The sequence below is a fragment of the Amycolatopsis australiensis genome (genome assembly GCF_900119165.1).
GTDB classification, from domain to species: domain Bacteria; phylum Actinomycetota; class Actinomycetes; order Mycobacteriales; family Pseudonocardiaceae; genus Amycolatopsis; species Amycolatopsis australiensis.
The window spans coordinates 8,163,780-8,187,285 of sequence record NZ_FPJG01000006.1 but is presented as its reverse complement, the minus strand read 5'-3'; the positions used below and the strand labels follow the sequence as shown (position 1 = coordinate 8,187,285).

Sequence of the window (23,506 nt, the reverse complement as noted above, 5' to 3'; positions counted from 1 at the left end):
GGCCAGAGGGGTCGGCACCCAGTGCACCTGAAAAGCTTGACGCTCAAGGGCTTCAAGTCCTTCGCCTCGGCCACCACGCTGCGCTTCGAGCCGGGTATCACCTGCGTGGTCGGGCCGAACGGCTCCGGCAAGTCGAACGTGCTGGACGCGCTGCGCTGGGTCATGGGCACCCAGGGCGCGAAGGACCTGCGCGGCGGCAAGATGGAGGACGTCATCTTCGCCGGCACCGCGGGCCGCGCCCCGCTCGGCCGCGCCGAGGTCACCCTCACCATCGACAACGCCGACGGCGCGCTGCCCATCGAGTACTCCGAGGTGTCGATCACCCGCCGGATGTTCCGCGACGGCGCGAGCGAGTACGAGATCAACGGCGACCGCTGCCGCCTGATGGACGTCCAGGAGCTGCTCTCGGACTCCGGCATCGGCCGCGAGATGCACGTCATCGTCGGGCAGGGCCAGCTCTCGGCGATCCTCGAGTCCAAGCCCGAAGAGCGCCGCGCCTTCATCGAAGAGGCCGCCGGCGTCCTCAAGCACCGCAAGCGCAAGGAACAGACCCTGCGCAAGCTGGCCAACATGCAGGGCAACCTCGACCGGCTCGGCGACCTCACCACCGAGCTGCGCCGCCAGCTCAAGCCGCTGGGCAAGCAGGCCGAGATCGCCCGCCGGGCCCAGGCCGTGCAGTCCGAGCTGCGGGACGCCCGTCTGCGCCTGCTCGCCGACGACCTGGTCACCCAGCGGGACGCCATCGCGCGCGAAGAGGCCGACGAGAAGGCCGCCCGCCAGCGCCGTGCCGAGGTCGAGCAGCACCTCGAGATCGTCTCCGCCGAAGAAGCCGAGCTGGAGGCGTCGCTGGCCGAGGACGCGCCGCTGCTGCAGACCGCCCAGGAGACCTGGTACAAGCTGTCCGCGCTGGCCGAGCGCCTGCGCGGCACCGTCCGCCTGGCGGTCGAGCGGCAGCGGCACCTGTCGGCCGACGTCTCGACGTCGACCGGCGGCCGTGACCCCGAGGAGCTGCTCGAAGAAGCCGAACGCGTCGCCGAGCAGGAAGAGGAGCTCAACGAGGCCGTCATGGAGGCCCGGGAGCTGCTGGCGCAGACCGTGTTGCGGCGCGAAGACCTCGAACAGCGCGTCCAGGCCGCCGAGCGCGCGCACTGGGCCGCCGTCCGGGCGATCGCCGACCGCCGCGAGGGCATGGCCAAGCTGACCGGCCAGGTCGAGGCGCTGCGCAGCAAGAACGGCGCCACCTCCGACGAGATCGACCGGCTCAGCGTCTCGCTGGAGGAAGCCGCCGAGCGCGCCGAGATCGCCGTCGAGGAGCTGGAGCTGGCCAAGGCCGAAGGCGGCGAAGAGGAGTCCGACGACGCGGCGCTGCAGGAGCGCCACGACCGCGCCGTCGAGGCCAACAACGCGGCCAAGGCGCGCGTCGAAGAGCTGGTCAAGGCGGAACGCGCGGCCGAGCGCGAGATCGCGTCGGAGAAGGCGCGCGTCGAGGCGCTGTCGATGGGCTTGCGGCGCAAGGACGGCGCGGGTGCCCTGCTCGGCGCGTCGCACGAGCTGCCGGGCCTGCTCGGCTCGGTCGCCGCGCTGCTCACCGTCGAACCGGGGTACGAGGTCGCGCTGGCCGCGGCGCTCGGCCCGGTCGCCGACGCGGTCGCCGTGGCCGGCGGCGAAGACGCGTTGCGCGCGCTGAAGTACTTGAAGGACACCGACTCGGGCCGCGCGGGCATCCTGCTCGGCAGTCCCGAGTCCACTGTGGACACTTCGGCGTGGCCCGCGCTGCCCGAAGGCGCGCGCTGGGCCCGCGAGGTCGTCACGGCGCCGCCGCCGCTGCGCGCCGCGGTCGAGCAGGCGCTCGACAAGCTGGCGCTGGTCCGCGACCTCGATGCGGCGCGGCAGCTGGTGGCCGCGCACCCGGACGTGCGGGCGGTCACCGCCGAAGGCGACGTCTTCGGCGCCCGCTGGGCGATCGGCGGCTCCGGCAAGCGCGAGAGCGTGATCGAGGTCCAGGCGGCCGTCGACGAGGCGGGGGAGCGGCTCCGCACGGCCGAGCGCTCGCTGGAGCGGTACGCCGCCGAGCTGGAAGGCGCCCGCGCCGAACAGCAGGCGCGTCGCGAAGAGGTTTCCCAGGCCAAGGACGCGCTCGGCGAGGCGAAGGTCCGGCGCGCCCGGTCTTCGGAGCGGCTCAACCGGCTGCAGCAGGCGGTCCGGCAGGCCCAGGCCGAGGTCGAACGGCTCAGCGGCCAGCGCGCGAAGGTCGAGCAGAGCCGCGAGCAGGCTCTGGCACAGCTCGCGGAGCTGGAGGAACGGCTCGCCGCCGTCGCCGAGCAGCCGGTCGAGGACGACCCGGACACCGCCGAGCGCGACCAGGCCGTCGAAGAGCTGGCCGTCGTCCGGCAGGAGGAGATGGAGGCCCGGCTCGCGCAGCGCACCGCCGAGGAGCGGGCGCGCAGCATCGCGGGCAAGGCCGAAGGGCTCCGCCGCGCCGCGCACGCCGAGCAGCAGGCCCGCGAGCGCGCCGAGCGCGCCGCCGCGGCCCGCAAGCGCGGCGCCGAGATCGCCAACGCCGTCGTCAACGCGGGCGAGCTGGCGCTGGAGCGCATCGAACACTCGGTGCAGCGCGCGGCCACCGAACGCGACCAGGTCCAGGCCCGCCGCCAGTCCCGCGAGCAGGCACTGAGCGGCGTCCGCGCCAAGGTCCGCGAGCTGTCGGGCGAGCTGGAGAAGCTCACCGACGCCGTGCACCGCGACGAGGTCCTGCGCGCCGAGCAGCGGCTGCGGCTGGAGACACTGGAAGCCAAGATCGCCGAGGACTTCGGCATCGGCCTCGACGACCTCGTCCGCGAGTACGGCCCGGACGTCCCGGTCCCGCCCAGCGCGGGCGAGATGGCCGAGTACGAGGCGGCCAAGAACCGCGGCGAGGACGTCACCCCGCCGCCGCCGATGCCGTACGACCGCGACACCCAGGCCCGCCGCGCCAAGCGCGCCGAGAAGGATCTTTCCCTGCTGGGCAAGGTGAACCCGCTCGCGCTGGAGGAGTTCGCGGCGCTGGAGGAGCGGTACAAGTTCCTCTCCACGCAGCTGGAAGACCTCAAGGAGACCCGCAAGGACCTCGAGTCGGTGATCAAGCAGGTCGACGAGAAGATCCTGGAGGTGTTCACGTCGGCGTACGCGGACGTCGCCCGCGAGTTCGAGACCGTGTTCGGCGTGCTCTTCCCCGGCGGCGAGGGCCGGATGGTCCTCACCGAGCCGGACGACCTGCTGAGCACGGGCGTCGACGTCGAGGCGCGCCCGCCGGGCAAGAAGGTCAAGCGGCTTTCGCTGCTGTCGGGTGGCGAGAAGTCGCTGGTCGCGGTGGGCATGCTGGTCGCGATCTTCCGCGCCCGCCCGTCACCGTTCTACGTGATGGACGAGGTCGAGGCCGCGCTCGACGACACCAACATGCGCCGGCTGATCGGGCTGCTGGAGCAGCTGCGCGACTCGTCGCAGCTGATCATCATCACCCACCAGAAGCCGACGATGGAGATCGCCGACGCCCTCTACGGCGTGAGCATGCAGGGCGACGGCATCACGAAGGTGATCTCGCAGCGCCTGCGCACGGCCGCGGAGGAGCCGGTCCCGGCCGGCTGAGCGATCACATGTCGTCTTCGCGCGGGGCGGGGCGATCCTCGCCCCGCACGCGCGGCTCGTAGTGCCGGAGGTCGTTGCCGACGTAACCGGCGTCCCCGATCCGCGGCCGCCGCCCGCGCGGCCGGAGCAGGCCGTGCTTGACCCCGCGTCGGCGATCCGCCCGGTCGAGCACGAAAGCGACGACGAGAACGACGGCCAGCAGCACGCCGACACCGATGAAGAACCCCATCCGACCCCCATCTCCCACTCCCAAGTTACGGGAGCACGGCCCCGCACGCACCGCCCATTCGCCTGGTCCCGATCGCCCCAATGCGGCCTTCGGTGCGTGAGACGCACCCAAGGCGGCCTTCGGTGCGTCAGACGCAACCAAGGTCGCCTTGGGGCGCTTGTCAGCCGGCCACCCAGAAGGCGTAGTCCGCCGAATACCGGACCGCCGTCTGCGCGCCCGGCGGGCAGCTTCCCGCCGGAGCGACGCCACCGCGCGTGGCGAGGCGCTGGATGTACGTGACCTTGCCGAAGACGCCGTCGCCGGTGTTGAGGTCCGCCTTGAGCAGCAGCTGCGGGATCGCGTCCGGCCGTGGCGCACTGGCCACCGCCGCCGCGCCGACCGTGCTGCCGTCCACAGTGGACGTCCAGACCGGACCCTTGCTGTGCAGCGCCACCGGCTTCCCGTGTTCCGACAGCACGGCCGCGGGCTGGACCAGCGTCCACGCGCCGTTCGCGCAGCCGTAGATCTGCACGCCTTCGCCGTGGAAAGTGACCAGGTGCCGGTTGCCGTCCGGCACCTTGACCGCGTCCGGCACCTTCGCCGGGGCGGGGGTCGCCGAAGCCGTCGCCGCGCCGCCGGCCAGCAGGGCACCGGCCGCGAGCGCCACCGTCGTCTTTTTCATCGTCCCACCTTCGCTGCCTCCCGCCGCCTCCCGGCGGGCTCCCGCTGACCAACACGGGCGCCCGCCGGAAACGGTTCAGCGGGTTCAGGCGGCGGGGACTTCTTCCGCTTCACCGGCGGCTTCGTCGGGAACCGCCTTCGGGTCCGGCGTCCGGTGCCGCAGTGCCAGCAGCCCGCCGACGACCAGCGTGATCACCACGCCCAGCAGCGTGTACCACGGGTACGCCAGCGCCACCTTGTCCCCGGCCGCCTTGCTGAAGTCGACGCCGATCAGGGCGCCGGTCTTCGCGTTGAACTTCACGCCGAGGATCACGAACGCCATCACCAGGACCGTGACGACGAACGCCACGATCGCGTCGGCCTGCCGCGCCTTCCGGATCAGCAGGCCGAGCACGAACGCGCCGAGCAGCGCGCCGTAGGTGTAGCCGGTGATGGCCAGGCCCAGCTCGATCACCGAGTTCTTCGTGGTGGAAAACAGCGACGCGAACACCGCGAACACGACCGCCCAGATCAGTGTCCACATGCGACCGTGCCGCAGCAGCTTGGAGTCCTCCGGCGAGCGCTTGGTGAACCGCTGGTAGAGGTCGGCCACCGTCGACGTCGAAAGCGCGTTGAGCGCCGACGCGAGCGCGCCCATGGTCGAAGCGAGGACCCCGGCGATGAGCAGGCCCGAGACGCCGACCGGCAGGTCGTCGATGATGAACCGCGAGAACACGTCGTCCGGGCTCTGCAACCCGAGCTGCGCGACCGACTTCCGGCCGTTGAACACCCACAGCATCGCCCCGACCAGCAGGAACAGCGCGAACTGGACGGTGACGATGATGCCGCTGCCGATGAGCGCCTTCTGGCCGTCGCGCAGGCTGCGCGTGGCCATCAGCCGCTGGGCGATCAGCTGGTCGGCGCCGTGCGAGGCCATCGAGAGCGCCGCGCCGCCGAGCACCGCCGTCACGAACGCGTACGGGCTGGTGAGCAGGTTCTTCGTGAAGTCGACGAGCATGAACTTCCCGTCGGCGGACGCCTGCGTGGCCCAGTCGCCCGGCAGCTTGTTCAACAGCACGATCGCGGCCACCGCCGCGCCGCCGAGGTAGAGCGACAGCTGGATGACGTCGACCCAGACGACCGCCTTGATCCCGCCGATGTAGGCGTAGATCAGCGTCAGCGCGGTCAGGATGACGACGATGACCCAGTAGTCGAGGTGGATGTTGTAGTGCCCGAGGATCACCTTGATCGGGATGGCGCCGGCGAACAGGCGCACGCCCTCGGCGAGCAGCCGGGTGATCACGAACGTCACCGACGCGGTGCCCTGCAGCCCCGAGCCGAACCGCTTCCCGAGGAAGGCGTACGCGCTGACGAGGTTGCCGCGGAAGTACCGCGGCAGCAGCACGAACGCGGCGATGGTCCGGCCGATGATGTAACCGAAGGCCAGCTGCAGGAACAGGAACGCGTTGCCGAAGACGAGCCCCGGCGTGCTGATGACGGTCAGGGTCGACGTCTCCGTGGCGACCACCGAAAGCATCACCGCGCCCCACGGGAGGCTGCGCTCGCCGACGAAGTAGTCGGCCGCCGACCGTTGTTTCCGGCCGACGAGCACGCCTATCAGCGGCATCGCCGCCAGGTAGACCACGATGATGGCGAGGTCAACACCACGCATGGACTTCTCCTACTGTTCCGGCCTTCTCCGCGACTCGCAACCGCGTCACGGTGCCCCCCAGCGGGGCGGGAAGGATCAGGGGCCCGGCACCCGGGACGAGCGCGCCGAGCAGGCGCGGCCCGCGGGCGCCGGTCGCCGACGGCACCGTACCGGGCACGCCGCACCAGGTGAGCCAGCCGAGCAGCGCGGTCAGGTACGCCTCCTTGCCGGCGCCGGGCAGGCCGAGGTCGTCGCTGGTCTCGAGCGCCACGGACGGCAGGTTCCGCGCGAGCGCCGCCATGAGCGCCGGGTTGGCGACGCCGCCGCCGGAGGCGACGACCGTCGCGACGCCGTGACGCAGGCACTGGTCGGCGACGGTCACCGCGGTGAACTCGGTGAGCGTGGCGAGCAGGTCGCCGGGATCGACCGGCGGCAGCCCGGCCAGCGCGGCGTCGAGGTAGGGCGCGTTGAAGTGCTCCTTGCCGGTGGACTTCGGCGGCGCCGCGGCGAAGTACGGGTCGGCGAGCAGCCGCGCCAGCAGGTCCGAGCGCACCGACCCGCTGAGCGCGAGCCGCCCGTCGACGTCGCTGTGCCGCCCGGTGACGCGGTAGGCCGCGAGGTCGAGCAGCGCGTTGGCGGGCCCGGTGTCGTAGGCGATCGCCGGCTCGCCCGCGGCGACGACGGTGATGTTGGCGATGCCGCCGAGGTTCAGCGCGGCGACCGGGCGGCCGGTGTCCTCGGCCAGGCCGCGCAGCCACAGCCGGTCGAGCGTGCCGGCCAGCGGCGCGCCGTGGCCGCCCGCGGCGACGTCGCGGGCGCGCAGGTCGGCCAGCACCGGCAGCCCGGTGCGCTCGGCGATCCAGGCGGGCTGGCCGAGCTGGAGCGTGCCGCGGACGTGCCCGTCCTCGACCCAGTGGAACACGGTCTGGCCCAGCGACGCGACGAGGTCCGCGGTGCCGCCGGCCAGTTCTTCGGCGCCGCGGGCGGCCGCTTCGGCGAACGCCTGGCCGACGCCGGTGTCGAGCCGGGTCAGCTCACCCGCGGTGCACGGGTTCGGCGGCAGCGCCGCGAGCAGGCGCTCGCGTAGCGGTTCGGGATAGGGGACGTCCAGCTCGCCCAGCGGCGTCAACATGATCGTGTCGTCTTCGGCGTGCAGGTCCGCCACGGCCACGTCGATGCCGTCGACCGACGTGCCGGAAATCAGCCCGATCACCCGGAAGCCGTGGCTGCCCCGGGTGGAACAGTCTTTCCCCATCCGGTGGGGTTTAGTGCAGGCCACGGGGTGACGCAACCCACGTGGTGAAGTCTTGGCCCAATCGCGACCTACGTCGTTATGAATTGCCTGTGTGGACGGGGTGTCCGGGCCCGGCGGGTGCGGATGAAAGGATGGGCGCGTGTCGAGCACCTGGTTCCTGTTCGTAGTCGTCGCCGTTGTCGTGCTGGTCGCCCTCCTGGTGACCGGCCTGCTGATCGCGCGGAGGCGCCGGATCAGCCTGGACGCCCAGCGCGAGGTCGAGGAGAAACCGAAGGGCGGCAGCTACGCTGCCAGCGGCGGCATCGCGCTCGCGCCCGGCGGCACGGCGCCGCCGGAGGAGGTCGAGCACCCGGTCGAGGACCGGCCGGAGGTGGACGGCCAGCCCGCGGTGGGCGATGACGCCGCCGTGCCGCGCGACTCGGCGCAGCGCACGGTCCGGGACGTCAAGCTGCCCGAAGAGCCCGCGCCCGTTCCGGTCGTCGAGGAGATCGAACCCGCGACCGGCCGCATGGAGCGGCTGCGCGGGCGCCTGTCGAAGTCGCGGTCGGTCTTCGGGACCAGCCTGCTGGGCCTGCTCGGCGCCGGCGACCTCGACGAGGACTCCTGGCAGGACGTCGAAGACACGCTGCTGATGGCCGACCTGGGCGCGGCCACCACCAACCAGATCGTCGAGCGGCTGCGTGACGAGCTGTCCCGGCGCGCGGTCCGCTCGTCGGCCGAGGCCCGCGAAGTGCTGCACGAGGTGCTGACGGCCCAGCTGTCCACCGACGCGGAGCGCGCGGTGCGGGCGCTGCCGCACACCGTCGACGGCAAGAAGCAGCCCGCCGTCGTGCTGGTGGCGGGGGTCAACGGCACGGGCAAGACGACGACCACGGGCAAGCTCGCCCGCGTGCTGGTCGCCCAGGACAAGACGGTGGTGCTGGGCGCGGCGGACACGTTCCGCGCCGCGGCGGCCGACCAGCTGCAGACGTGGGCCGAGCGCGTCGGCGCGGAGGTCGTGCGCGGCAAGGAAGGCGCGGACCCGGCGGCGGTGGCGTTCGACGCGGTCAAGCGCGGCGTGGACACGGGCGTGGACGCGGTGCTGGTCGACACGGCGGGCCGGCTGCACACGAAGACGGGCCTGATGGACGAGCTGGGCAAGGTCAAGCGCGTCGTGGAGAAGCAGGCGAAGGTCGACGAGGTCCTGCTGGTGCTGGACGCGACGACCGGTCAGAACGGGCTGATGCAGGCCCGCGTGTTCGCCGAGGTCATCGACGTCACGGGCATCGTGCTGACGAAGCTGGACGGCACCGCGAAGGGCGGCATCGTCTTCCAGGTCCAGAAGGAACTGGGCGTACCGGTGAAGCTGGTCGGGCTCGGCGAGGGCCCGGACGACCTGGCGCCGTTCGAGCCGGGCGCGTTCGTGGACGCGCTGCTCGGCTAAAGCCGGAACAGCGGCGTTCCGTCGGCTTTGCGCAGGCCGAGCTGCAGGATCACCGGCGCCGACGGGCGCTGGGCCGGGATGATGACCGGCGACGTCCGGTGGGTGACCACCGTCAGCCGCGACCAGCCGATGCCCTGCAGGGTGCGCCGCCGCGGGTTGACCACCAGCGCCGCGCCGAGGTAATGGCCGACGGGCAGGGCGAGGCGGGCGGTGTGCCCGAGCAGGGTCGGGAACGCCGTTCCGGCGCGGCTGCCGTCCTCCTGCAGCGTGAGGATGACCGGCGTGCGGATCTTCGCGGCGGTGTGGTGCCGCACGGTGATTTCGACGGTGCCCGCCGCGGTCTTCCCCGGGCGCGGCCAGGCCGGTGCGAGCGGCGGGCCGTCGAGCGCGCGGTCGACGAGCCGGTCGAGCAGGTTCGCGGCGGCGCCCTGCGCGAGCCAGGCGAGTGCGCCACCGGGGTGCGGGTCCATGCCGTCCCTCCGATATTCGGCTGACGGGCCGCGCCGGCCGGCGCAGAATCGGGGCATGCCCGGTTGACGCCCGTCCGCTCGTGCCCCTCCTCGTATCAGACGCCGCACCGCCGTCGTTCGCTACGAGAGAGGACCGAAATGACCACCATCCGTGGTGCGCGGGTGCTGCTGCGCCCGATCACCGAGCCGGACCGCGCCCGCGTGCGCGAGATCCTGGCGACGCCGGAGGTCGCCCGCTGGTGGGGCGACGCGGACGAGGAAACCGAAGGCCTGTACGCGGTCGAAGAGGGCTACGCCGTCTATGTCATCGAGCTGGACGACGTGGTCGTCGGGCTGATCCAGAGCTGGGAGGAGCCGGACCCGCGTTACCGCCACGCGGGCATCGACATCGCGGTGCACCCGGGCTTCCACGGCCGCGGCGTGGGCACGGACGCGGTCCGCGCGCTGGCGGCCCACCTGTTCGCGACGGGCCACCACCGCCTGACGATCGACCCGGCGGCGGCCAACGAGACGGCGATCCGGGTGTACACGAAAGCGGGGTTCCAGCCGGTGGGCGTGCTGCGCCAGTACGAACGCGGCCCGGACGGCACCTGGCACGACGGGCTGCTCATGGAGCTGCTGAAGAGCGAGCCGGGCTGAGGGTCAGGGCTTGTCGATGACCTGCTGGAGCAACCGGCTGATCTGCTCCACGCCGATGTTGACCTTGGTGAACCCGCTGTCGACTTTCGCATCGAGGTTGTCGACCTTGACTTCGAGGTCGGTGAGCCGTTCGTGGTCTTCGAGCTGGGTCTCGCGCAGGGCACCTATCGACCTGATCAGGGCGTTCTGGCCCTGTTTGAACTCGGAGACGTCTCGGTCCGCCGCACCGGCGAGGATGCGAGCCGCGGTGGCGTCCTGCCGGGCCTGACGCGCCTGGGCCTCCAACGCGCTCACCCGGGCTTCGAGGTCTTCGAGACTTGCCATGCCGCTCACTTTACCGGCAGGGGTCGTCGCCGATTCCATCGGTGTCACGTTGAGTCATGAATTATCACTTTTGGTCACACTGACAGCGGTGCCTGGGCGAGGCTCGCCCCGAGGGCGTCCGCCACCCGCTGGACCGCCGGGGCGATGTGGGCCACCGCCTCGGCGGTCAGCCGTCCCGACGGGCCGGACACCGAAACCGCCGCCGGGACCGGTGCTCCCGGGACCGCCACCGCGACGCACCGCACGCCCAGCTCCTGCTCGGCCTCGTCCAGCGCGTACCCCTGCGAAGCGATCCGGGCCAGCTCGGCCGCCAGCGCGTCCGGGTCGGTGAACGTGTGCTGCGTGTACGCCGGCATCCCGGTCCGGTCGAGCAGAGCCCGCACCTCCGCTTCCGGCAGGTGTGCCAGCATCGCCTTGCCGACGCCCGTGCCGTGCGGCAGCAGCCGGCGTCCCACCTCGGTGAACATCCGCATCGAGTGCTTCGAGGGCACCTGGGCCACGTACACGACTTCGTCGCGCTCCAGCACCGCGAGGTTCGCCGTCTCGCCGACCTCCTCGACCAGCTCCGCCAGCAGCGGCCGTGCCCACGCGCCGAACTGCATGCTCGCGTTCTCGCCGAGCCGGATCAGGCGGGCGCCCAGCGCGTAGCGGCGGTTCGTGTTCTGGCGGACGTACCCCAGGTCGACCAGGGTGCGGATGAGCCGGTGGATGGTCGGCATCGGCAGCCCGGACAGCGTCGCCAGCTCGGACAGGCTGGCCTCGCCGCCGGTGTCCGCGAGGTGTTCCAGCAGCTCGAAGGCGCGCTGCAGGGACTGGACGCCGCCGTCGCGACCGTTCTTCTCCGCCGGCACGGTGGCCCTCCTTACGTCGGCGTTGAGCTTCCGCTATGCAGAAACTATAGTCCGGCTGGTAGAAAACCGTAGGGACGTTATCCAAAGATCCGAACCCTCGAGGTGTTTCCCCATGTCTTCAGAAGTCCAGGTGCTGGGCGACCCGGTCGAGCGCGGCGACGAGATCCTCACGCCGGAAGCGCTCGAGTTCCTCGCCGGCCTCCACGACGCCTTCGCCGGCCGTCGTGACGAGCTGCTCCAGGCGCGGAGCAAGCGTCGCGAGGAGGCCCGGACCACCGGCAGGCTCGACTTCCTGCCCGAGACCAAGGAGATCCGCGAGGGCGACTGGCAGGTCGCCCCCGCCCCGCCCGCGCTGCGGGACCGGCGGGTCGAGATCACCGGGCCGACCGACCGCAAGATGACCATCAACGCGCTCAACTCCGGCGCGAAGGTGTGGCTGGCCGACCTCGAGGACGCCAACACCCCGCACTGGAAGAACGTCATCTCCGGCCAGGTCAACCTCTACGACGCCATCCGCGAGACGATCACCCTGGAAAGCGGCGGCAAGAGCTACGCGCTGAAGGACGACGTCGAGCACGCCACGATCGTGGTCCGCCCGCGCGGCTGGCACCTGCCCGAGCGCGGCCTGTCCTTCGGCGGCCGCGAGGCCGTCGGCGCCCTCGTCGACTTCGGCCTGCACTTCTTCCACAACGCGGCCGAGCTGATCCGCCGCGGCAAGGGCCCGTACTACTACCTGCCGAAGATGGAGAGCCACCTCGAAGCGCGGCTCTGGAACGACGTCTTCACCCACGCCGAGAAGACCCTCGGCATCGAGCACGGGACCGTCCGCGCGACCGTGCTGATCGAAACCATCCCGGCCGCGTTCGAGATGGAGGAGATCCTCTACGAGCTGCGCGAGCACGCCTCGGGCCTCAACGCGGGCCGCTGGGACTACCTGTTCAGCGTGATCAAGTACTTCCGTGACGCGGGCGAGAAGTTCGTGCTGCCGGACCGCAACTCCGTCACGATGACCGCGCCGTTCATGCGGGCCTACACCGAGCTGCTGGTGCGCACGTGCCACAAGCGCGGCGCGTTCGCGATCGGCGGCATGGCCGCGTTCATCCCGAGCAAGGACCCCGAGGTCAACAAGGGCGCCTTCGAGAAGGTCCACGCGGACAAGTCGCGCGAGGCCAACGACGGCTTCGACGGGTCGTGGGTCGCGCACCCCGGCATGGTCGAGCTGTGCAAGGAGGAGTTCGACAAGGTCCTCGGCGACAAGCCGAACCAGCTCGAGCGCACCCGTGACGAGGTCAGCGTCACCGCCGACCAGCTGCTGGACGTCGCCTCGACGCCGGGCAGCGCGACGGCGGCCGGCCTGCGCGCCGCGGTCGACGTCGGCGTCCGCTACATCGCGTCGTGGCTGGGCGGCAACGGTGCGGCGGCGATCCACAACCTGATGGAGGACGCCGCGACCGCGGAGATCTCGCGCTCGCAGGTCTGGCAGTGGGTCAAGAACGGCACGACCCTGGACACCGGCGACGTCGTGACGTCGGAGCTGGTGCGCGGCGTGCTGGCCGACGTCCGCGGCGAGCTGGCCCGCGAGCTGCCCGCCGACCGGCTGCTGCCGGCCGTGGAGCTGTTCGAGCAGGTCGCGCTGGCCGACGAGTTCCCGGACTTCCTGACGCTGCCCGCCTACGAGAAGATCAAGTAGTGCGCCTGCCCGAGGACGTCTACGACGCCGCCGACGCGCGCCTGGCTGCGGCCGACGCGCGCGTCGCGGCGTCGTACCCGGGGGAGCGGCCGGGACGGCAGCCGGTGCACACGGTCTACGTCCCGGCGTCGCGGTACAAGACGCGCCTGGTGGCCGACTGGGGCAAGCAGGCGATGCGGGTCTTCGTCGAGCACGGCGATCTCCTCGAGGTCGACGCCGGCGTGTACGAGCGCGTGCGGGCGAAGCTGCTGACCGAGCCGATCGAGGACCTGCGGATCGACTTCGAGGACGGCTACGGCCGCGTGCCGGACGACGTCGAGGACGCGGCCGCGCTGGCGGCCGGGCGGACCCTGGCGACCACGGGCGGGACACCGTTCACGGGCATCCGCTTCAAGAGCTTCGAGGCGGCGACACGCCGGCGCGGGATCCGCACCCTGGACCTGTTCCTCGCCGGCCTGCTGGAGAACGGGCCGCTGCCGCCCGGATTCGTCGTCACGCTGCCGAAGGTGACCGCCGTCGAGCAGGTGTCCGTGGCCGCGGAAGTGCTGGGACACCTGGAATCCGCGTACGGGCTCGCCGCCGGTGCGCTGCGCTTCGAGGTCCAGATCGAGACCGCCCAGTCCATTGTGGACCTGGACGGCACGCTGTCGGTGGCGCGGATCGTGCAGGCGGCCGGCGGCCGGTGCTCGGGCCTGCACTACGGGACCTACGACTACAGCGCGGGCCTGGGCATCGCGGCGGCCTACCAGAGCATGGAGCACCCGGCGGCGGACCTGGCCAAGGGCCTCATGCAGGTGGCGGCGGCGGGCACGGGCGTCCGCCTGTCGGACGGCTCGACCAACCGCCTCCCGATCGGTGACGCGCTGCCGTCGGCGTGGGCGGAGCACCTCCGCCTCGTCCGCCGGTCCCTGGAGCGCGGCTTCTACCAGGGCTGGGACCTGCACCCGCACCAGCTGCCGACCCGCTTCGCGGCGACGTACACGTTCTACCGTTCAGGCTTTCCGGCGGCGGTGGAGCGGCTGCGCGCGTACGCGGAGAAGACGGCCGGAGGAGTGCTGGACGAACCGGCGACGGCGCAGGCGCTGGCGGTCTACCTGCTGCGCGGCCTCGACTGCGGGGCGCTGGACGAGGGCGAGCTGCCGTTCGGCCGTCCGGAGCTGGAGAAGTACGCCCGCCGCGAAGACTGAGTCACCTTTCCGGCGCGCGGTTCGTCGGGCAGGCATGCACACCGCCGTCATCGTCACCACGATCGTGCTCAACGCCGCCATCGGCCTCGCCGACCTGGCCAAGGCGAAGTTCGTCCTCGCCACCTCCGCCGCCGTCGACGTCCCGCCGGGCTGGCTGCCCGTGCTGGGCACGCTCAAGCTCGCCGGGGCGGCCGGTCTCCTGCTCGGCCTGCTGGGCGTGCAGCCGCTCGGGATCGCCGCGGGGATCGGGCTCGTCCTGTTCTACGTCGGGGCCATCGTCGCGCACGTCAAGGCCCGCAAGTACGCCACCGGCGCCGCGCCGCTGCTGTTCCTCGGGCTGGCGGTCGCGGCGGTGCTCTAACGCAGCCGCGGCAGCGCGTCACGGGCGAAGTGGCTCAGCGTCCGCAGGTCCTCGGCGAACCGCTCCCGGTGCTCGGGCGGCAGCGGCCGGAAGAAGTACTGCTCGATGTTCTGGACGTGCAGCCGGCTGGCCCGCACGGTGGTCTCCTCGCCCAGCGGGGTCAGCCGCACGAGCTGGACCCGCCGGTCGCGCGGGGACGGCGTGCGGGTCACCAGGCCCAGCGCCGCCATCCGGTCGACGAGCCGGGTGGCGCCGCCGGTGGTCAGCACCTGCTCCTGCGCGATGGAGCGCATCGTGCGCCCGTCGGCCCCGGCCCGGCCGACGATCAGCAGCACCTCGTACATCAGGTGCGTGATCCCGCACTCGCGCTCCAGCGCCCGCCCGAGCAGGTACTCCAGCCGGTTCGCCGCCCCCTGCAGCCGCCCGAAGGCCAGCACGCGCGGGTCGTACCCCGCCTGCCGGGCCGAGGTGATCTCCGGATCCACTTCACTCCTCCATGCGCAACGCGAGGTAGACGTCGAGCTGGCCGGCGAACTCCGTCAGGTCCGCGCCGAGCAGCTCGCCCGCGCGGCCGATGCGGTAGCGCAGCGTGTTGACGTGGACGTGCAACGCCTTCGCCGCCCGGGTCGGCGAGCCCGAGCACTCCAGGAACACCCGGACCGTGTGCACCAGGTCCGCGTGCTGCTCGGCGTCGTAGTCCAGCAACGGCCCGAGCACGCGACGGCGAAGCGCCGCGCGCAGCCCGTCCGGAGCCCCGGCGAGCAGCAGCTCGTGTGCGCCGACTTCCCCGGCCGCCACCACCGTGATGCGCCGCCGGGACGCCACTTCCAGGGCGTACCGCGCCGACTCCCACGCCTCCGCTCGCGGGCCCGGGTCGCTGACACCGCACAGGATTCGCTTCGCGCGCAGCAGCGGCTCCACTGTGGACAGCTCTGTCGAAGAGGGCCGAAGCGTCGTCGCCGCGTACGCGGTATCCCCGGCGGACTCGAGCAGGAGCCCGTCGGGCAGCAGTTCCCGTAGGACGTCTTCGCTTTCTTCGCTGCCTTCGGTCCGCAACGCGACAACGCGCGCTTCATCGGGCAACTCCGCTTCAGGCCGTGGTGACCGCGCCCGCGTGACACCGACCAGCCCGGCCAGTTCCTCGGCCAGCTCCGTCTGCGCGGTGCTCAGCGGCCCGCCGACGAGGACCAGCCACGGCACCGCGTGCCGCCCCTCGACGGGGACGACGGTCAACGACCCGGGCTCGCGAGCCGCGTACCGGCGGACGACGTCGGCGCCCGGCGACGGCAGCGGCGAGGTCCCGGCGACGACCCGCCCGAACCCCGACAGCACCCAGCACGGCAGGCCCAGCTCCGCGGAGGCCCGCTCCAGCAGCGTCTCCACCGGGGCGTCCGCAGCGGCCTGCAAACGTTTGCGCGCGCTGTCGGACGCGGCCGCCAGCGCCAGCACCACCTGCTCGGTGATCACCGAGAACGACAGGTCGGCCGGTACCTCCAGCAGCGGGATCCGGTGCCGGACGCAGGCGTCGACGACGTCGTCCGGGATCCCGCCGGAATCGGCGCCGGACGCGGCCAACGCCGCGGCGCCCGAGCGGGCCAGCGCGGCCACGAACGGCTCCGCGTCGCCCGGCTCGCGCCACCAGAGCAGCCCGGACAGCACGAGTTCACCGGCCGACAGGTACCGTCCGGGGTCGGACAGCTCCGTCACGTAGATGCGCGTCACCGGCCGGTCGAGCAGGTCGCTCCCGGCCCGGGGCCGCAGCCGCAGCCCCGGCAGGCCCAGCAGAGTTTTCACGGTCGTCATCAGGCTTGTAGGAAAGCACAAACGCACCCGGTTTCGCTCCTGTGCGTTTCATGCGACGTGCCGTTGCCGCCGGCCCGTGATCCGTCGTCTACTGGTCTATCGCCCTCACCAAGGAGCAACCGTGGAGTTCCTGCGTCCCGCGACGCTCGCCGAGGCACTGGCCATGAAGGCCGAGCGGCCCGGCGCGGTGCCGATCGCCGGCGGCACCGACGTCATGGTCGAGCTGAACTTCGACCACCGACGCCCCGAAGCCCTGCTGGACCTGACGACGGTCCCCGAGCTGACGGAGTGGTCCACATCGGACGGCACGGTGCGGCTCGGCGCCGGCGTGCCGTATTCCCGGGTGATCGCCGAACTGGGTGAATCCGTCCCGGCGCTGGCCATGGCGTCCCGCACGGTCGGCTCGCCCCAGATCCGCAACCGCGGCACGGTCGGCGGCAACCTCGGCGCCGCGTCGCCCGCCGGTGACACGCACCCGGTGCTCCTGGCCCTGGACGCCCGGATCGAGGCCGCCTCCGTCCGGGGGACCCGGCTCCTCCGCGCGGAGGAGTTCTACGTCGGCGTGAAACGCCACGCCCTCGAGCCGGACGAGCTGATCACCGCCGTCCACCTGCCCGCGCACGCCGGGCCGCAGCAGTTCGCCAAGGTCGGCACGCGCAACGCCATGGTCATCGCGGTCTGCTCCTTCGCGCTGTGCCTGCGCGAGGGCCGGGTCGGCGCCGCGATCGGGTCCGCCGCGCCGACCCCCCGACGGGCTCGCGCGGCCGAGGAGTTCCTCGCCGCCGAGCTGCCGTGGACGTCCGCACCGGCGTTGCCGGACTCCCTGAAGCGCCGCTTCGGCGACCTGGTGGCCGAAGCCGCGTCGCCGATCGACGACGTCCGCGGCAGTGCCGCGTATCGGAAGCACGCGCTCGGGGTACTCGCGCGGCGAACGTTGACCTGGGCCTGGGACGAACACCGGACGGGGGAGCGCGCATGCGCCTGAATGTCACGATCAACGGCGAGCCGCGGCAGGCGGACGACGTCTGGGAAGGCGAGAGCCTGCTCTACGTGCTCCGCGAGCGGCTCGGCCTGCCGGGCTCGAAGAACGCCTGTGAGCAGGGCGAATGCGGCTCCTGCACGGTCTACCTCGACGACGTCCCGGTGTGTGCCTGCCTGGTCGCGGCCGGGCAGGCCGAGGGCCGCGTGGTGCGCACGGTCGAGGGACTGGCCGACGGCGGCACGCTCGACCCGGTCCAGCAGTCCTTTGTGGACTTCGGTGCGGTGCAGTGCGGGTTCTGCACGCCGGGCCTGGTCGTGGCCGCCCACGACCTGCTCGGCCGCGTCCCCGACCCGTCGGACGAAGAGATCCGCGAGGCGCTCGCGGGCAATCTGTGCCGCTGCACCGGCTACGAGAAGATCCTCGACGCCGTGCGCGCGGCCGCGAAGGGTGGTGTCGCATGAGGACGCTGATCGCCAACGCCGCGATCGCCACGGTCAGCGGTGCGGAGTACGCGAGCGGGCACGTCGTCGTCGAGAACGACCGGATCGCCGAGGTCGGCGAAGGGGTGTACACCGGCGAGTTCGACGAGCGCGTGGAGGCCGAAGGCTGCCTGGTCACGCCCGGCCTGATCAACACCCACCACCACCTCTACCAGTGGGCGACCCGCGGGCTGGCCGCCGACCACACGCTCTTCGAGTGGCTGGTCGCGCTCTACCCGGTCTGGGGCCGGCTCGACGCGGAGATCACGCACGCCGCGGGCACGGCGGGGATGGCCCGGCTGGCGCTCACCGGCTGCACGACCGTCGCCGACCACCACTACGTCTTTCCCCGCGACGGCGGTGACCCGGTCGAGGCGCTGGTCGCGGCCCGGCAGCGGATCGGCGTCCGGCTGCACGTGGTGCGCGGGTCGATGGACCGCGGCGAGTCCGACGGCGGCCTGCCGCCGGACCAGATCGTCGAGCCGACCGAGGATGCCCTGACCGGCACCGAAGCGGCGATCGACCGCTTCCACGACGCCTCGGCGGAGTCCCATCTGCAGATCGCCGCCGGCCCCTGCTCGCCGTTCTCGGTCACCGAGCGGCTGATGTCCGGCGCGGCCGAGCTGGCACGGCGCAAGGGCGTCCGGCTGCACACCCACCTCGCGGAGACCCTGGACGAGGAACGGCAGTGCCTCGCCGAGGTCGGCTGCACCCCGGCGGAGTACGCCGACAAGCTCGGCTGGCTCGCCGACGACGTCTGGCTAGCGCACACCATCCACCTCGCGCCCGAGGCGATCCGCCGGTTCGGCGCGACGGGCACCGGCGCGGCGCACTGCCCGACGTCCAACGGCCGGATCGGCGCCGGCATCGCCCCGGTCCGCGACCTGCTCGACGCGGGCGTGCCGGTCGGGCTGGGTGCCGACGGGGCCGCGTCCAACGAGTCCGGCGGCCTCGGCGAGGAGCTGCACCAGGCGTTGCTGCAGGCCCGCCAGCGCGGCGGCCCGCGCGGCCTGACCACGCGGGAAGCGCTGTGGATGGGCACGCTGGGCGGCGCCCGCTGCCTCGGCCGGGCCGGCGACCTCGGGTCGATCGAGCCCGGGAAGCTCGCCGACCTCGCCGTCTGGGACCTGACCGGGCTCAACTACGCCGGGATCACCGACCCGGTCGCGGCGCTCGTGCTGGGCACGACTCCGCCGGTGCGGCGGCTGTTCGTCGGCGGCAAGACCGTCGTCGAGGACGGGACGCTGCGCGAAGCCGACGAGTCCGCCATCGCCCGCGAGCTGGCGGCCGCGAGCGCCCGGCTGCGGGAGGACCGATGACCACCACGTCCGTCACCACGCAGACGGCCAACGGCGTCGGCGCGTCGCCACGGCGTCCCGACGGCACGGTCAAGGTGCGCGGCGAGTTCGCGTACTCCTCGGACCTGTGGCACGAGGACATGCTGTGGGGCGCGACGCTGCGCAGCCCGCACCCGTACGCCCGGATCTTGGCGATCGACATCGCCGAAGCGCTCGCCGTGCCCGGCGTCTACGCGGTGCTGACCCACGAGGACGTCCCCGGCGTCAACCGCTACGGCCTCGAGCACGCCGACCAGCCGGTGCTCGCCGACGACGTCGTGCGCTACCAGGGCGAACCGGTCGCGCTGGTCGCCGCCGACCACCCGGAGACCGCGCGTCGCGCGATGAAGCGAATCGTCGTCTCCTACGAAGAGCTGTCTCCGGTGACGGACTCCGAGGCCGCTGTCGCGGGCGAAGGACCTTCGCTGCACGAAGGCGGCAACGTCGTCCGGCACGTGAAGATCCGCCGCGGCCCTCAGGACGTTCCGGCGGACGTCGTCGTCTCGGGCGTCTACGAGGTCGGCATGCAGGACCAGGCGTTCCTCGGACCGGAGTCCGGGCTCGCCGTGCCGGACACCGAAGGCGGCGTCGACCTGTACGTCGCGACGCAGTGGCTGCACGTCGACCAGCAGCAGATCGTCGCCGCGCTGGGCCTGCCGGCCGAGAAGGTGCGGCTGACGCTCGCCGGTGTCGGCGGCGCGTTCGGCGGCCGCGAGGACCTGTCGATGCAGGTGCACGCGTGCCTCCTGGCCCTGCACACCGGCAAACCGGTGAAGATGGTCTACAACCGCGAAGAGTCCTTCTACGGTCACGTCCACCGGCACCCGGCGAAGATGTACTACGAGCACGGCGCGACGCGCGACGGCCGTCTCGTGTACGTGAAGACGCGGCTGTTCCTCGACGGAGGCGCGTACGCGTCCTCGACCGGAGCGGTGGTGGCGAACGCGGCGACGCTCGGCATTGGACCGTACGAAGTGGACAGTGTCTCGGTGGACTGCTGGGGCACGTACACGAACAACCCGCCGTGTGGCGCGATGCGCGGCTTCGGCGCGGTGCAGGCCGCATTCGGCTACGAGTCCCAGATGGACAAGCTCGCCGCCGCGGTCGGCCTGGACCCGGTCGAAATCCGGGTCCGCAACGCGATGCGGGAGGGCTCGGTCATGCCGACCGGCCAGGTCGTCGACTCCGCGGCGCCGGTCGCGGAGCTGCTGACCCGCGTGCGCGAGCTGCCGATGCCGCCGGAGCGGCCATTCGATCTGCGGCACATGCCCGGCGGGGTGTCGAACACGACCCACGGCGAAGGCGTGGTGCGCGGGGTCGGGTACGCCGTCGGGATCAAGAACGTCTGCTTCTCCGAAGGCTTCGACGACTACTCGACGGCCCGGGTGCGGCTGCAGCTGGTCGGCGGCGAACCGGCGGCGACCGTGCACACCGCGGCCTGCGAGGTCGGCCAGGGCCTGGTGACGATCATGCAGCAGATCGTCCGGACCGAGCTGGGCGTCGAGCAGGTGACGATCCTGCCGATGGACACCTCGATCGGCAACGGCGGCTCGACGTCGGCGTCGCGCCAGACCTACGTCACCGGCGGTGCCGTGCAGGCCGCCTGCGCGGCGGTGCGGGCGCGGCTGCTGTCCCGGTTCGACCGGCGCGTGCGGGTGGTCGGCGGCAAGCTCGTCGCGGCCGACGGCCAGGTGGTCGCCGACCTGGTGGACGTCCTCGGCGACGACGTCTACGACGAAACGGTGGAATGGCGGCACCGGCCGACTTCCGCGCTGGATCCGGAGACCGGGCAGGGCACCGCGCACGTGCAGTACGCGTTCGCCGCGCACCGGGCGGTCGTCGACGTCGACACCGAGCTGGGCCTGGTCAAGGTGGTCGCGCTGGACTGCGCCCAGGACGTCGGCAAGGCGCTGAACCCGCAGGCCGTGCTCGGCCAGATCCAGGGCGGTTCGGCGCAGGGGCTCGGGCTCGCGGTGATGGAGGAGATCCAGACTTCCGGCGGGAAGATCCGGAACCCCTCCTTCACCGACTACCTGATTCCGACGGTCCTGGACATGCCGCCGATGACGATCGACGTCCTGGAGCGCCCGGACCCGCACGCGCCGTACGGCCTGCGTGGAGTGGGCGAGCCGCCGACGATCTCGTCGACGCCGGCGATCGTGGCGGCCATCCGCGCCGCGACCGGGCTCGCGCTCACCCGCGTCCCGGTGCGGCCGGAGTACCTCACCGGGACTTGAGCAGCCAGTTCTGGTTGGCGTCGTCGTTGCAGCCCCAGAGTTCGAGCGGGGTGCCGTTGACGTTGCCGGCGGGCTTGTCGCCGCCGGTGACGTCGACGCACAGGCCCGACTGCGTGCCGGTGATCGAGCCGTCGGGGTTGAGCTTGAACTTCTGGTTCGCGCCGCCGTGGCAGGTCCAGGCGATGAGCTTGGTCCCGGCGCTCGTGCCGCCCGCGCTGGCGTCGAGGCAGAGCCCGCCGGCCTTCAGCTCGCCCGCGCTCGTGAACGTCCAGGACTGGTTGCCGCCGCCGTCGCAGTCCCAGATGTCGACCTTCGTGCCGGGGGTCGTCGAGCCGCCGTTGACGTCGATGCAGCGCGACGACGACGCGCCCTGGATCGGGTGCGCGGTACCGATGCTGCTGCCGGTGCCGGGGGTCACCCGGTAGCTCACGGTGCTGTGCGACGGCACGTTCGCGCTGATGGTGCCGCTGCTGGTGGTGAGCTCCTTCGACCAGAGGTTGGTCAGCCGGTAGCTCGACGCGGCGGGCAGCCCGGCCGCGGCGGCGGTCGTCGACACGGTCCGGGTGGTGCTGTTCTCGTTGAGCAGCACGACGGCGACGTCACCGTTCTGCAGCGGCTTGGTGAGGACGTCGAGGCCGCCACCGGTGGCGATGCGCGTGGCCTGCTTGCCGAGCGGGTCCTGGTCGACGGCGATGACGTCCGGGTTCAGGTAGGTCGAGAAGGTGGCGACACCGGCGGAGCGCAGGTCGGCGCCGGCGATGAGGGGCGCGGCCATCGCCGCCCAGAGCGTGAAGTGCGCGCGGTCTTCCTGGAAGTCCATGCCGTCGCCGACTTCGAGCATGTCGGGGTCGTTCCAGGCGCCGGGTTTCGCGGCGGACGCGAGGCCGACGTTCTGGTGGTAGATCGCGTCGACGCTGCTCCAGGTGTTGGTGATGTCCCCGGTGGTGCGCCACAGGTTGCCGACGTCCGGCGCCCAGGTCGCGGGCGCGTAGTTGCCCCATTCGCAGATGCTGTAGACGATTGGCCGCCCGGTGGCCTTGAGGGCGTCGCGCATCGCGGAGTAGCGGCGGATGTAGTCCTGCTGGGTGTCGCTGCCGGAGCTGCCGCAGTTGTCGTACTTCAGGTAGTCGACGCCCCAGCTCGCGAAGAGGGTGGCGTCGGCCTGCTCGTGGCCGAGGCTGCCGGGGTAGTGCTGGCAGGTTTCGGTCCCGGCGCTCTCGTAGATCCCGAATTTGAGCCCGCGCGCGTGGATGTAGTCGCCGAGCGCCTTGAGGCCGCTGGGGAACTTGGCGGGATCGGCGACGAGGTTGCCGTTGCCGTCCCGGGAGCGCGTCATCCAGCAGTCGTCGAGGTTGACGTAGGTGTAGCCGCGGTCGCGCATCCCGGAGCTGACCATGAGGTCGGCGGTCTGCTTGACGAGCGTCTCGTCGATGTTGCACTCGAAGGTGTTCCAGGTGTTCCACCCCATGGGCGGCGTCCGGGCCAGCCCGTTGTCGAGGGCGCGCGCGGGCGAAGAAGTGAGGGCGGTGGCGGCGAGGGCGGTGGCGAGGACGGCGAAGAACCGGCGCATGGCAGCTCCAACCGACGGCGGTGGGGGAGGAGAAGAGCAGCTTCCGTGTCCACTGCTGCGCGGTCAAGCGCCATCTTGGTGGTTCGTGTTGGATTCCCGACTAAAGTTGTGCGTTCTCGTTGAGCAGCTTGCGAGCGACCTCGACGGTCGCGGCTCCGGCAACGGCCATGGCCTCGGTGTCCCGCAGCGAGCGGCAGAGGACGAAGGCGCCTTCGAGGTTGTTGACGGCGGTGATGGTGAGCGTCCGAGCGGCCTCCCGCCCGAGCCCGAACTTGCCGAATTTTTCGGTCCCGGCATCGATCCAGGCGGTGAAGACGTCGGCGGTGGCCCGCCGGAGGGGTTCGTTGGTGGAAGCGACTTCGAGGGCAACGGTGGCGATCGGGCACCCTTCGACGTAGTCGGTGGCCTGAAGGGTGGCGATCCCGGCGGCGAAGAAGGCTTCGATCCCGCTGACGAGATCCGGCGCGGGCGCGATGAAGAGGTCGAAGAGCTGGATGTAGGACAGCCCGGAGGTCCGGATGACCTCCTCGCCGAGTTGCTCCTTGCCACCCGGAAAGAAGTGGTAGAGCGACCCGAAGGGAGCATTCGCCTCCGCGACGATCTGCTTCAGCCCGGTACCGGTGTAGCCGTTGCGCCGGAAGAGCTCGGCGCCGGCGGCCATGATGCGTTCCTTGGTCCCTGCCACGGGTCGAGGATACGCGAGTTGGTAGAGCGTTCTATCAAGCTCCTCGTGCCCGGAGTTCCGTGCGGGGCCG

Annotated in this window: 21 protein-coding genes; 10 read left to right on the top strand and 11 right to left on the bottom strand. The window is 71.9% G+C overall.

From position 1 onward, the window contains the following. The first annotated feature begins 21 nt into the window (after window positions 1-21). Entirely contained in the window at window positions 22-3,624 is a 3,603-nt protein-coding gene (smc, locus tag BT341_RS39070) for a chromosome segregation protein SMC (protein WP_072481006.1), read from the top strand. A gap of 4 nt (window positions 3,625-3,628) precedes the next feature. On the opposite strand, the gene BT341_RS39065 is transcribed toward smc, so the two are convergent. The 4 genes from BT341_RS39065 to BT341_RS39050 form a co-directional block, all read right to left on the bottom strand. Beyond that, complete coding sequence (locus BT341_RS39065) at window positions 3,629-3,853, bottom strand: hypothetical protein (RefSeq protein WP_072481005.1); 225 nt, start codon at window positions 3,851-3,853, stop codon at window positions 3,629-3,631. Window positions 3,854-4,013: 160 nt separating this feature from the next. Further along, on the bottom strand, window positions 4,014-4,514 hold the full coding sequence (locus BT341_RS39060) for a DUF3455 domain-containing protein (RefSeq protein WP_072481004.1): 501 nt from the start codon (window positions 4,512-4,514) through the stop codon (window positions 4,014-4,016). A gap of 84 nt (window positions 4,515-4,598) precedes the next feature. Next, window positions 4,599-6,164, bottom strand: coding sequence for a sodium:solute symporter (locus BT341_RS39055; protein ID WP_072481003.1), 1,566 nt, complete (start codon window positions 6,162-6,164; stop codon window positions 4,599-4,601). After that, window positions 6,151-7,398 carry an anhydro-N-acetylmuramic acid kinase gene (locus tag BT341_RS39050; RefSeq protein WP_072481002.1) on the bottom strand — a complete coding sequence of 416 codons (1,248 nt, stop codon included), beginning with the start codon at window positions 7,396-7,398 and terminating at the stop codon, window positions 6,151-6,153. Before BT341_RS39050 ends, BT341_RS39055 begins: the two co-directional genes overlap by 14 nt. A gap of 139 nt (window positions 7,399-7,537) precedes the next feature. Between BT341_RS39050 and ftsY the strand changes: the two genes are divergently transcribed. After that, on the top strand, window positions 7,538-8,821 hold the full coding sequence (ftsY, locus tag BT341_RS39045; RefSeq protein ID WP_072481001.1) for a signal recognition particle-docking protein FtsY: 1,284 nt from the start codon (window positions 7,538-7,540) through the stop codon (window positions 8,819-8,821). Here ftsY and BT341_RS39040 read toward each other — a convergent pair. Then, window positions 8,818-9,291 (bottom strand): hypothetical protein, encoded by a 474-nt coding sequence (locus BT341_RS39040; protein WP_072481000.1) that lies wholly within the window; start codon window positions 9,289-9,291, stop codon window positions 8,818-8,820. The two genes, ftsY and BT341_RS39040, sit on opposite strands and share 4 nt — an antisense overlap. 138 nt (window positions 9,292-9,429) lie before the next feature. On the opposite strand from BT341_RS39040, the gene BT341_RS39035 reads away from it, so the two are divergent. Then, window positions 9,430-9,930, top strand: coding sequence for a GNAT family N-acetyltransferase (locus BT341_RS39035; protein ID WP_072480999.1), 501 nt, complete (start codon window positions 9,430-9,432; stop codon window positions 9,928-9,930). Window positions 9,931-9,933: 3 nt separating this feature from the next. Here BT341_RS39035 and BT341_RS39030 read toward each other — a convergent pair whose 3' ends face one another. Continuing rightward, on the bottom strand, window positions 9,934-10,254 hold the full coding sequence (locus BT341_RS39030) for a hypothetical protein (protein ID WP_072480998.1): 321 nt from the start codon (window positions 10,252-10,254) through the stop codon (window positions 9,934-9,936). Between the two features lie 74 nt (window positions 10,255-10,328). After that, the gene (locus BT341_RS39025) at window positions 10,329-11,105 is read right to left on the bottom strand and encodes an IclR family transcriptional regulator (protein WP_072480997.1); all 777 of its coding nucleotides are present in this window, start codon (window positions 11,103-11,105) and stop codon (window positions 10,329-10,331) included. A gap of 112 nt (window positions 11,106-11,217) precedes the next feature. Between BT341_RS39025 and aceB the strand changes: the two genes are divergently transcribed. From aceB to BT341_RS39010, 3 genes are read left to right on the top strand one after another with little or no spacing between them, the layout of a single operon-like run. Beyond that, window positions 11,218-12,795, top strand: a complete 1,578-nt coding sequence (gene aceB / locus BT341_RS39020) for a malate synthase A (RefSeq protein WP_072480996.1) — start codon at window positions 11,218-11,220, stop codon at window positions 12,793-12,795. Then, entirely contained in the window at window positions 12,795-13,982 is a 1,188-nt protein-coding gene (locus tag BT341_RS39015) for a DUF6986 family protein (protein ID WP_072480995.1), read from the top strand. The genes aceB and BT341_RS39015 overlap by 1 nt, the downstream gene beginning before the upstream one ends. 34 nt (window positions 13,983-14,016) lie before the next feature. Next, the gene (locus BT341_RS39010) at window positions 14,017-14,343 is read left to right on the top strand and encodes a DoxX family protein (protein WP_072480994.1); all 327 of its coding nucleotides are present in this window, start codon (window positions 14,017-14,019) and stop codon (window positions 14,341-14,343) included. Here BT341_RS39010 and BT341_RS39005 read toward each other — a convergent pair. Both BT341_RS39005 and BT341_RS39000 read right to left on the bottom strand, forming a co-directional pair. Beyond that, window positions 14,340-14,828 (bottom strand): MarR family winged helix-turn-helix transcriptional regulator, encoded by a 489-nt coding sequence (locus BT341_RS39005; RefSeq protein WP_072480993.1) that lies wholly within the window; start codon window positions 14,826-14,828, stop codon window positions 14,340-14,342. The genes BT341_RS39010 and BT341_RS39005 overlap by 4 nt on opposite strands. A 1-nt stretch (window position 14,829) precedes the next feature. Further along, window positions 14,830-16,146 carry a PucR family transcriptional regulator gene (locus BT341_RS39000; protein WP_072480992.1) on the bottom strand — a complete coding sequence of 439 codons (1,317 nt, stop codon included), beginning with the start codon at window positions 16,144-16,146 and terminating at the stop codon, window positions 14,830-14,832. Between the two features lie 121 nt (window positions 16,147-16,267). Here BT341_RS39000 and BT341_RS38995 point away from each other — a divergent pair, with 121 nt between their 5' ends. From BT341_RS38995 to pucD, 4 genes are read left to right on the top strand one after another with little or no spacing between them, the layout of a single operon-like run. Further along, window positions 16,268-17,131: an FAD binding domain-containing protein gene (locus tag BT341_RS38995; protein ID WP_072480991.1), complete on the top strand. Its 864-nt coding sequence runs from the start codon at window positions 16,268-16,270 to the stop codon at window positions 17,129-17,131. Further along, complete coding sequence (locus BT341_RS38990; protein WP_072480990.1) at window positions 17,122-17,589, top strand: (2Fe-2S)-binding protein; 468 nt, start codon at window positions 17,122-17,124, stop codon at window positions 17,587-17,589. The genes BT341_RS38995 and BT341_RS38990 overlap by 10 nt, the downstream gene beginning before the upstream one ends. Then, the gene (locus BT341_RS38985; RefSeq protein ID WP_072480989.1) at window positions 17,586-18,926 is read left to right on the top strand and encodes an 8-oxoguanine deaminase; all 1,341 of its coding nucleotides are present in this window, start codon (window positions 17,586-17,588) and stop codon (window positions 18,924-18,926) included. Before BT341_RS38990 ends, BT341_RS38985 begins: the two co-directional genes overlap by 4 nt. After that, window positions 18,923-21,181 carry a xanthine dehydrogenase subunit D gene (pucD, locus tag BT341_RS38980; protein ID WP_072480988.1) on the top strand — a complete coding sequence of 753 codons (2,259 nt, stop codon included), beginning with the start codon at window positions 18,923-18,925 and terminating at the stop codon, window positions 21,179-21,181. Before BT341_RS38985 ends, pucD begins: the two co-directional genes overlap by 4 nt. On the opposite strand, the gene BT341_RS38975 is transcribed toward pucD, so the two are convergent. Continuing rightward, a complete protein-coding gene (locus BT341_RS38975; RefSeq protein ID WP_072480987.1) occupies window positions 21,168-22,751 on the bottom strand; it encodes a glycoside hydrolase family 27 protein in 1,584 nt (527 codons plus the stop codon). The two genes, pucD and BT341_RS38975, sit on opposite strands and share 14 nt — an antisense overlap. Before the next feature lie 100 nt (window positions 22,752-22,851). Further along, window positions 22,852-23,412, bottom strand: a complete 561-nt coding sequence (locus BT341_RS38970; RefSeq protein WP_072480986.1) for a TetR/AcrR family transcriptional regulator — start codon at window positions 23,410-23,412, stop codon at window positions 22,852-22,854. Window positions 23,413-23,506: the final 94 nt, after the last annotated feature.

What these genes read in the sequence shown, in the direction of transcription:
- BT341_RS39040 (WP_072481000.1), bottom strand. Translation starts at nt 9,291, where the DNA reads ATGGACCCGCACCCCGGTGGCGCACTCGCCTGGCTCGCGCAGGGCGCC.
- BT341_RS38990 (WP_072480990.1), top strand. Translation starts at nt 17,122, where the DNA reads ATGCGCCTGAATGTCACGATCAACGGCGAGCCGCGGCAGGCGGACGAC.
- BT341_RS39065 (WP_072481005.1), bottom strand. Translation starts at nt 3,853, where the DNA reads ATGGGGTTCTTCATCGGTGTCGGCGTGCTGCTGGCCGTCGTTCTCGTC.
- BT341_RS39060 (WP_072481004.1), bottom strand. Translation starts at nt 4,514, where the DNA reads ATGAAAAAGACGACGGTGGCGCTCGCGGCCGGTGCCCTGCTGGCCGGC.
- BT341_RS38985 (WP_072480989.1), top strand. Translation starts at nt 17,586, where the DNA reads ATGAGGACGCTGATCGCCAACGCCGCGATCGCCACGGTCAGCGGTGCG.
- aceB (WP_072480996.1), top strand. Translation starts at nt 11,218, where the DNA reads ATGTCTTCAGAAGTCCAGGTGCTGGGCGACCCGGTCGAGCGCGGCGAC.
- BT341_RS39000 (WP_072480992.1), bottom strand. Translation starts at nt 16,146, where the DNA reads ATGACGACCGTGAAAACTCTGCTGGGCCTGCCGGGGCTGCGGCTGCGG.
- BT341_RS38975 (WP_072480987.1), bottom strand. Translation starts at nt 22,751, where the DNA reads ATGCGCCGGTTCTTCGCCGTCCTCGCCACCGCCCTCGCCGCCACCGCC.
- BT341_RS38970 (WP_072480986.1), bottom strand. Translation starts at nt 23,412, where the DNA reads ATGGCCGCCGGCGCCGAGCTCTTCCGGCGCAACGGCTACACCGGTACC.
- BT341_RS39050 (WP_072481002.1), bottom strand. Translation starts at nt 7,398, where the DNA reads ATGGGGAAAGACTGTTCCACCCGGGGCAGCCACGGCTTCCGGGTGATC.
- BT341_RS39030 (WP_072480998.1), bottom strand. Translation starts at nt 10,254, where the DNA reads ATGGCAAGTCTCGAAGACCTCGAAGCCCGGGTGAGCGCGTTGGAGGCC.
- BT341_RS39010 (WP_072480994.1), top strand. Translation starts at nt 14,017, where the DNA reads ATGCACACCGCCGTCATCGTCACCACGATCGTGCTCAACGCCGCCATC.
- pucD (WP_072480988.1), top strand. Translation starts at nt 18,923, where the DNA reads ATGACCACCACGTCCGTCACCACGCAGACGGCCAACGGCGTCGGCGCG.
- BT341_RS39035 (WP_072480999.1), top strand. Translation starts at nt 9,430, where the DNA reads ATGACCACCATCCGTGGTGCGCGGGTGCTGCTGCGCCCGATCACCGAG.
- BT341_RS39055 (WP_072481003.1), bottom strand. Translation starts at nt 6,164, where the DNA reads ATGCGTGGTGTTGACCTCGCCATCATCGTGGTCTACCTGGCGGCGATG.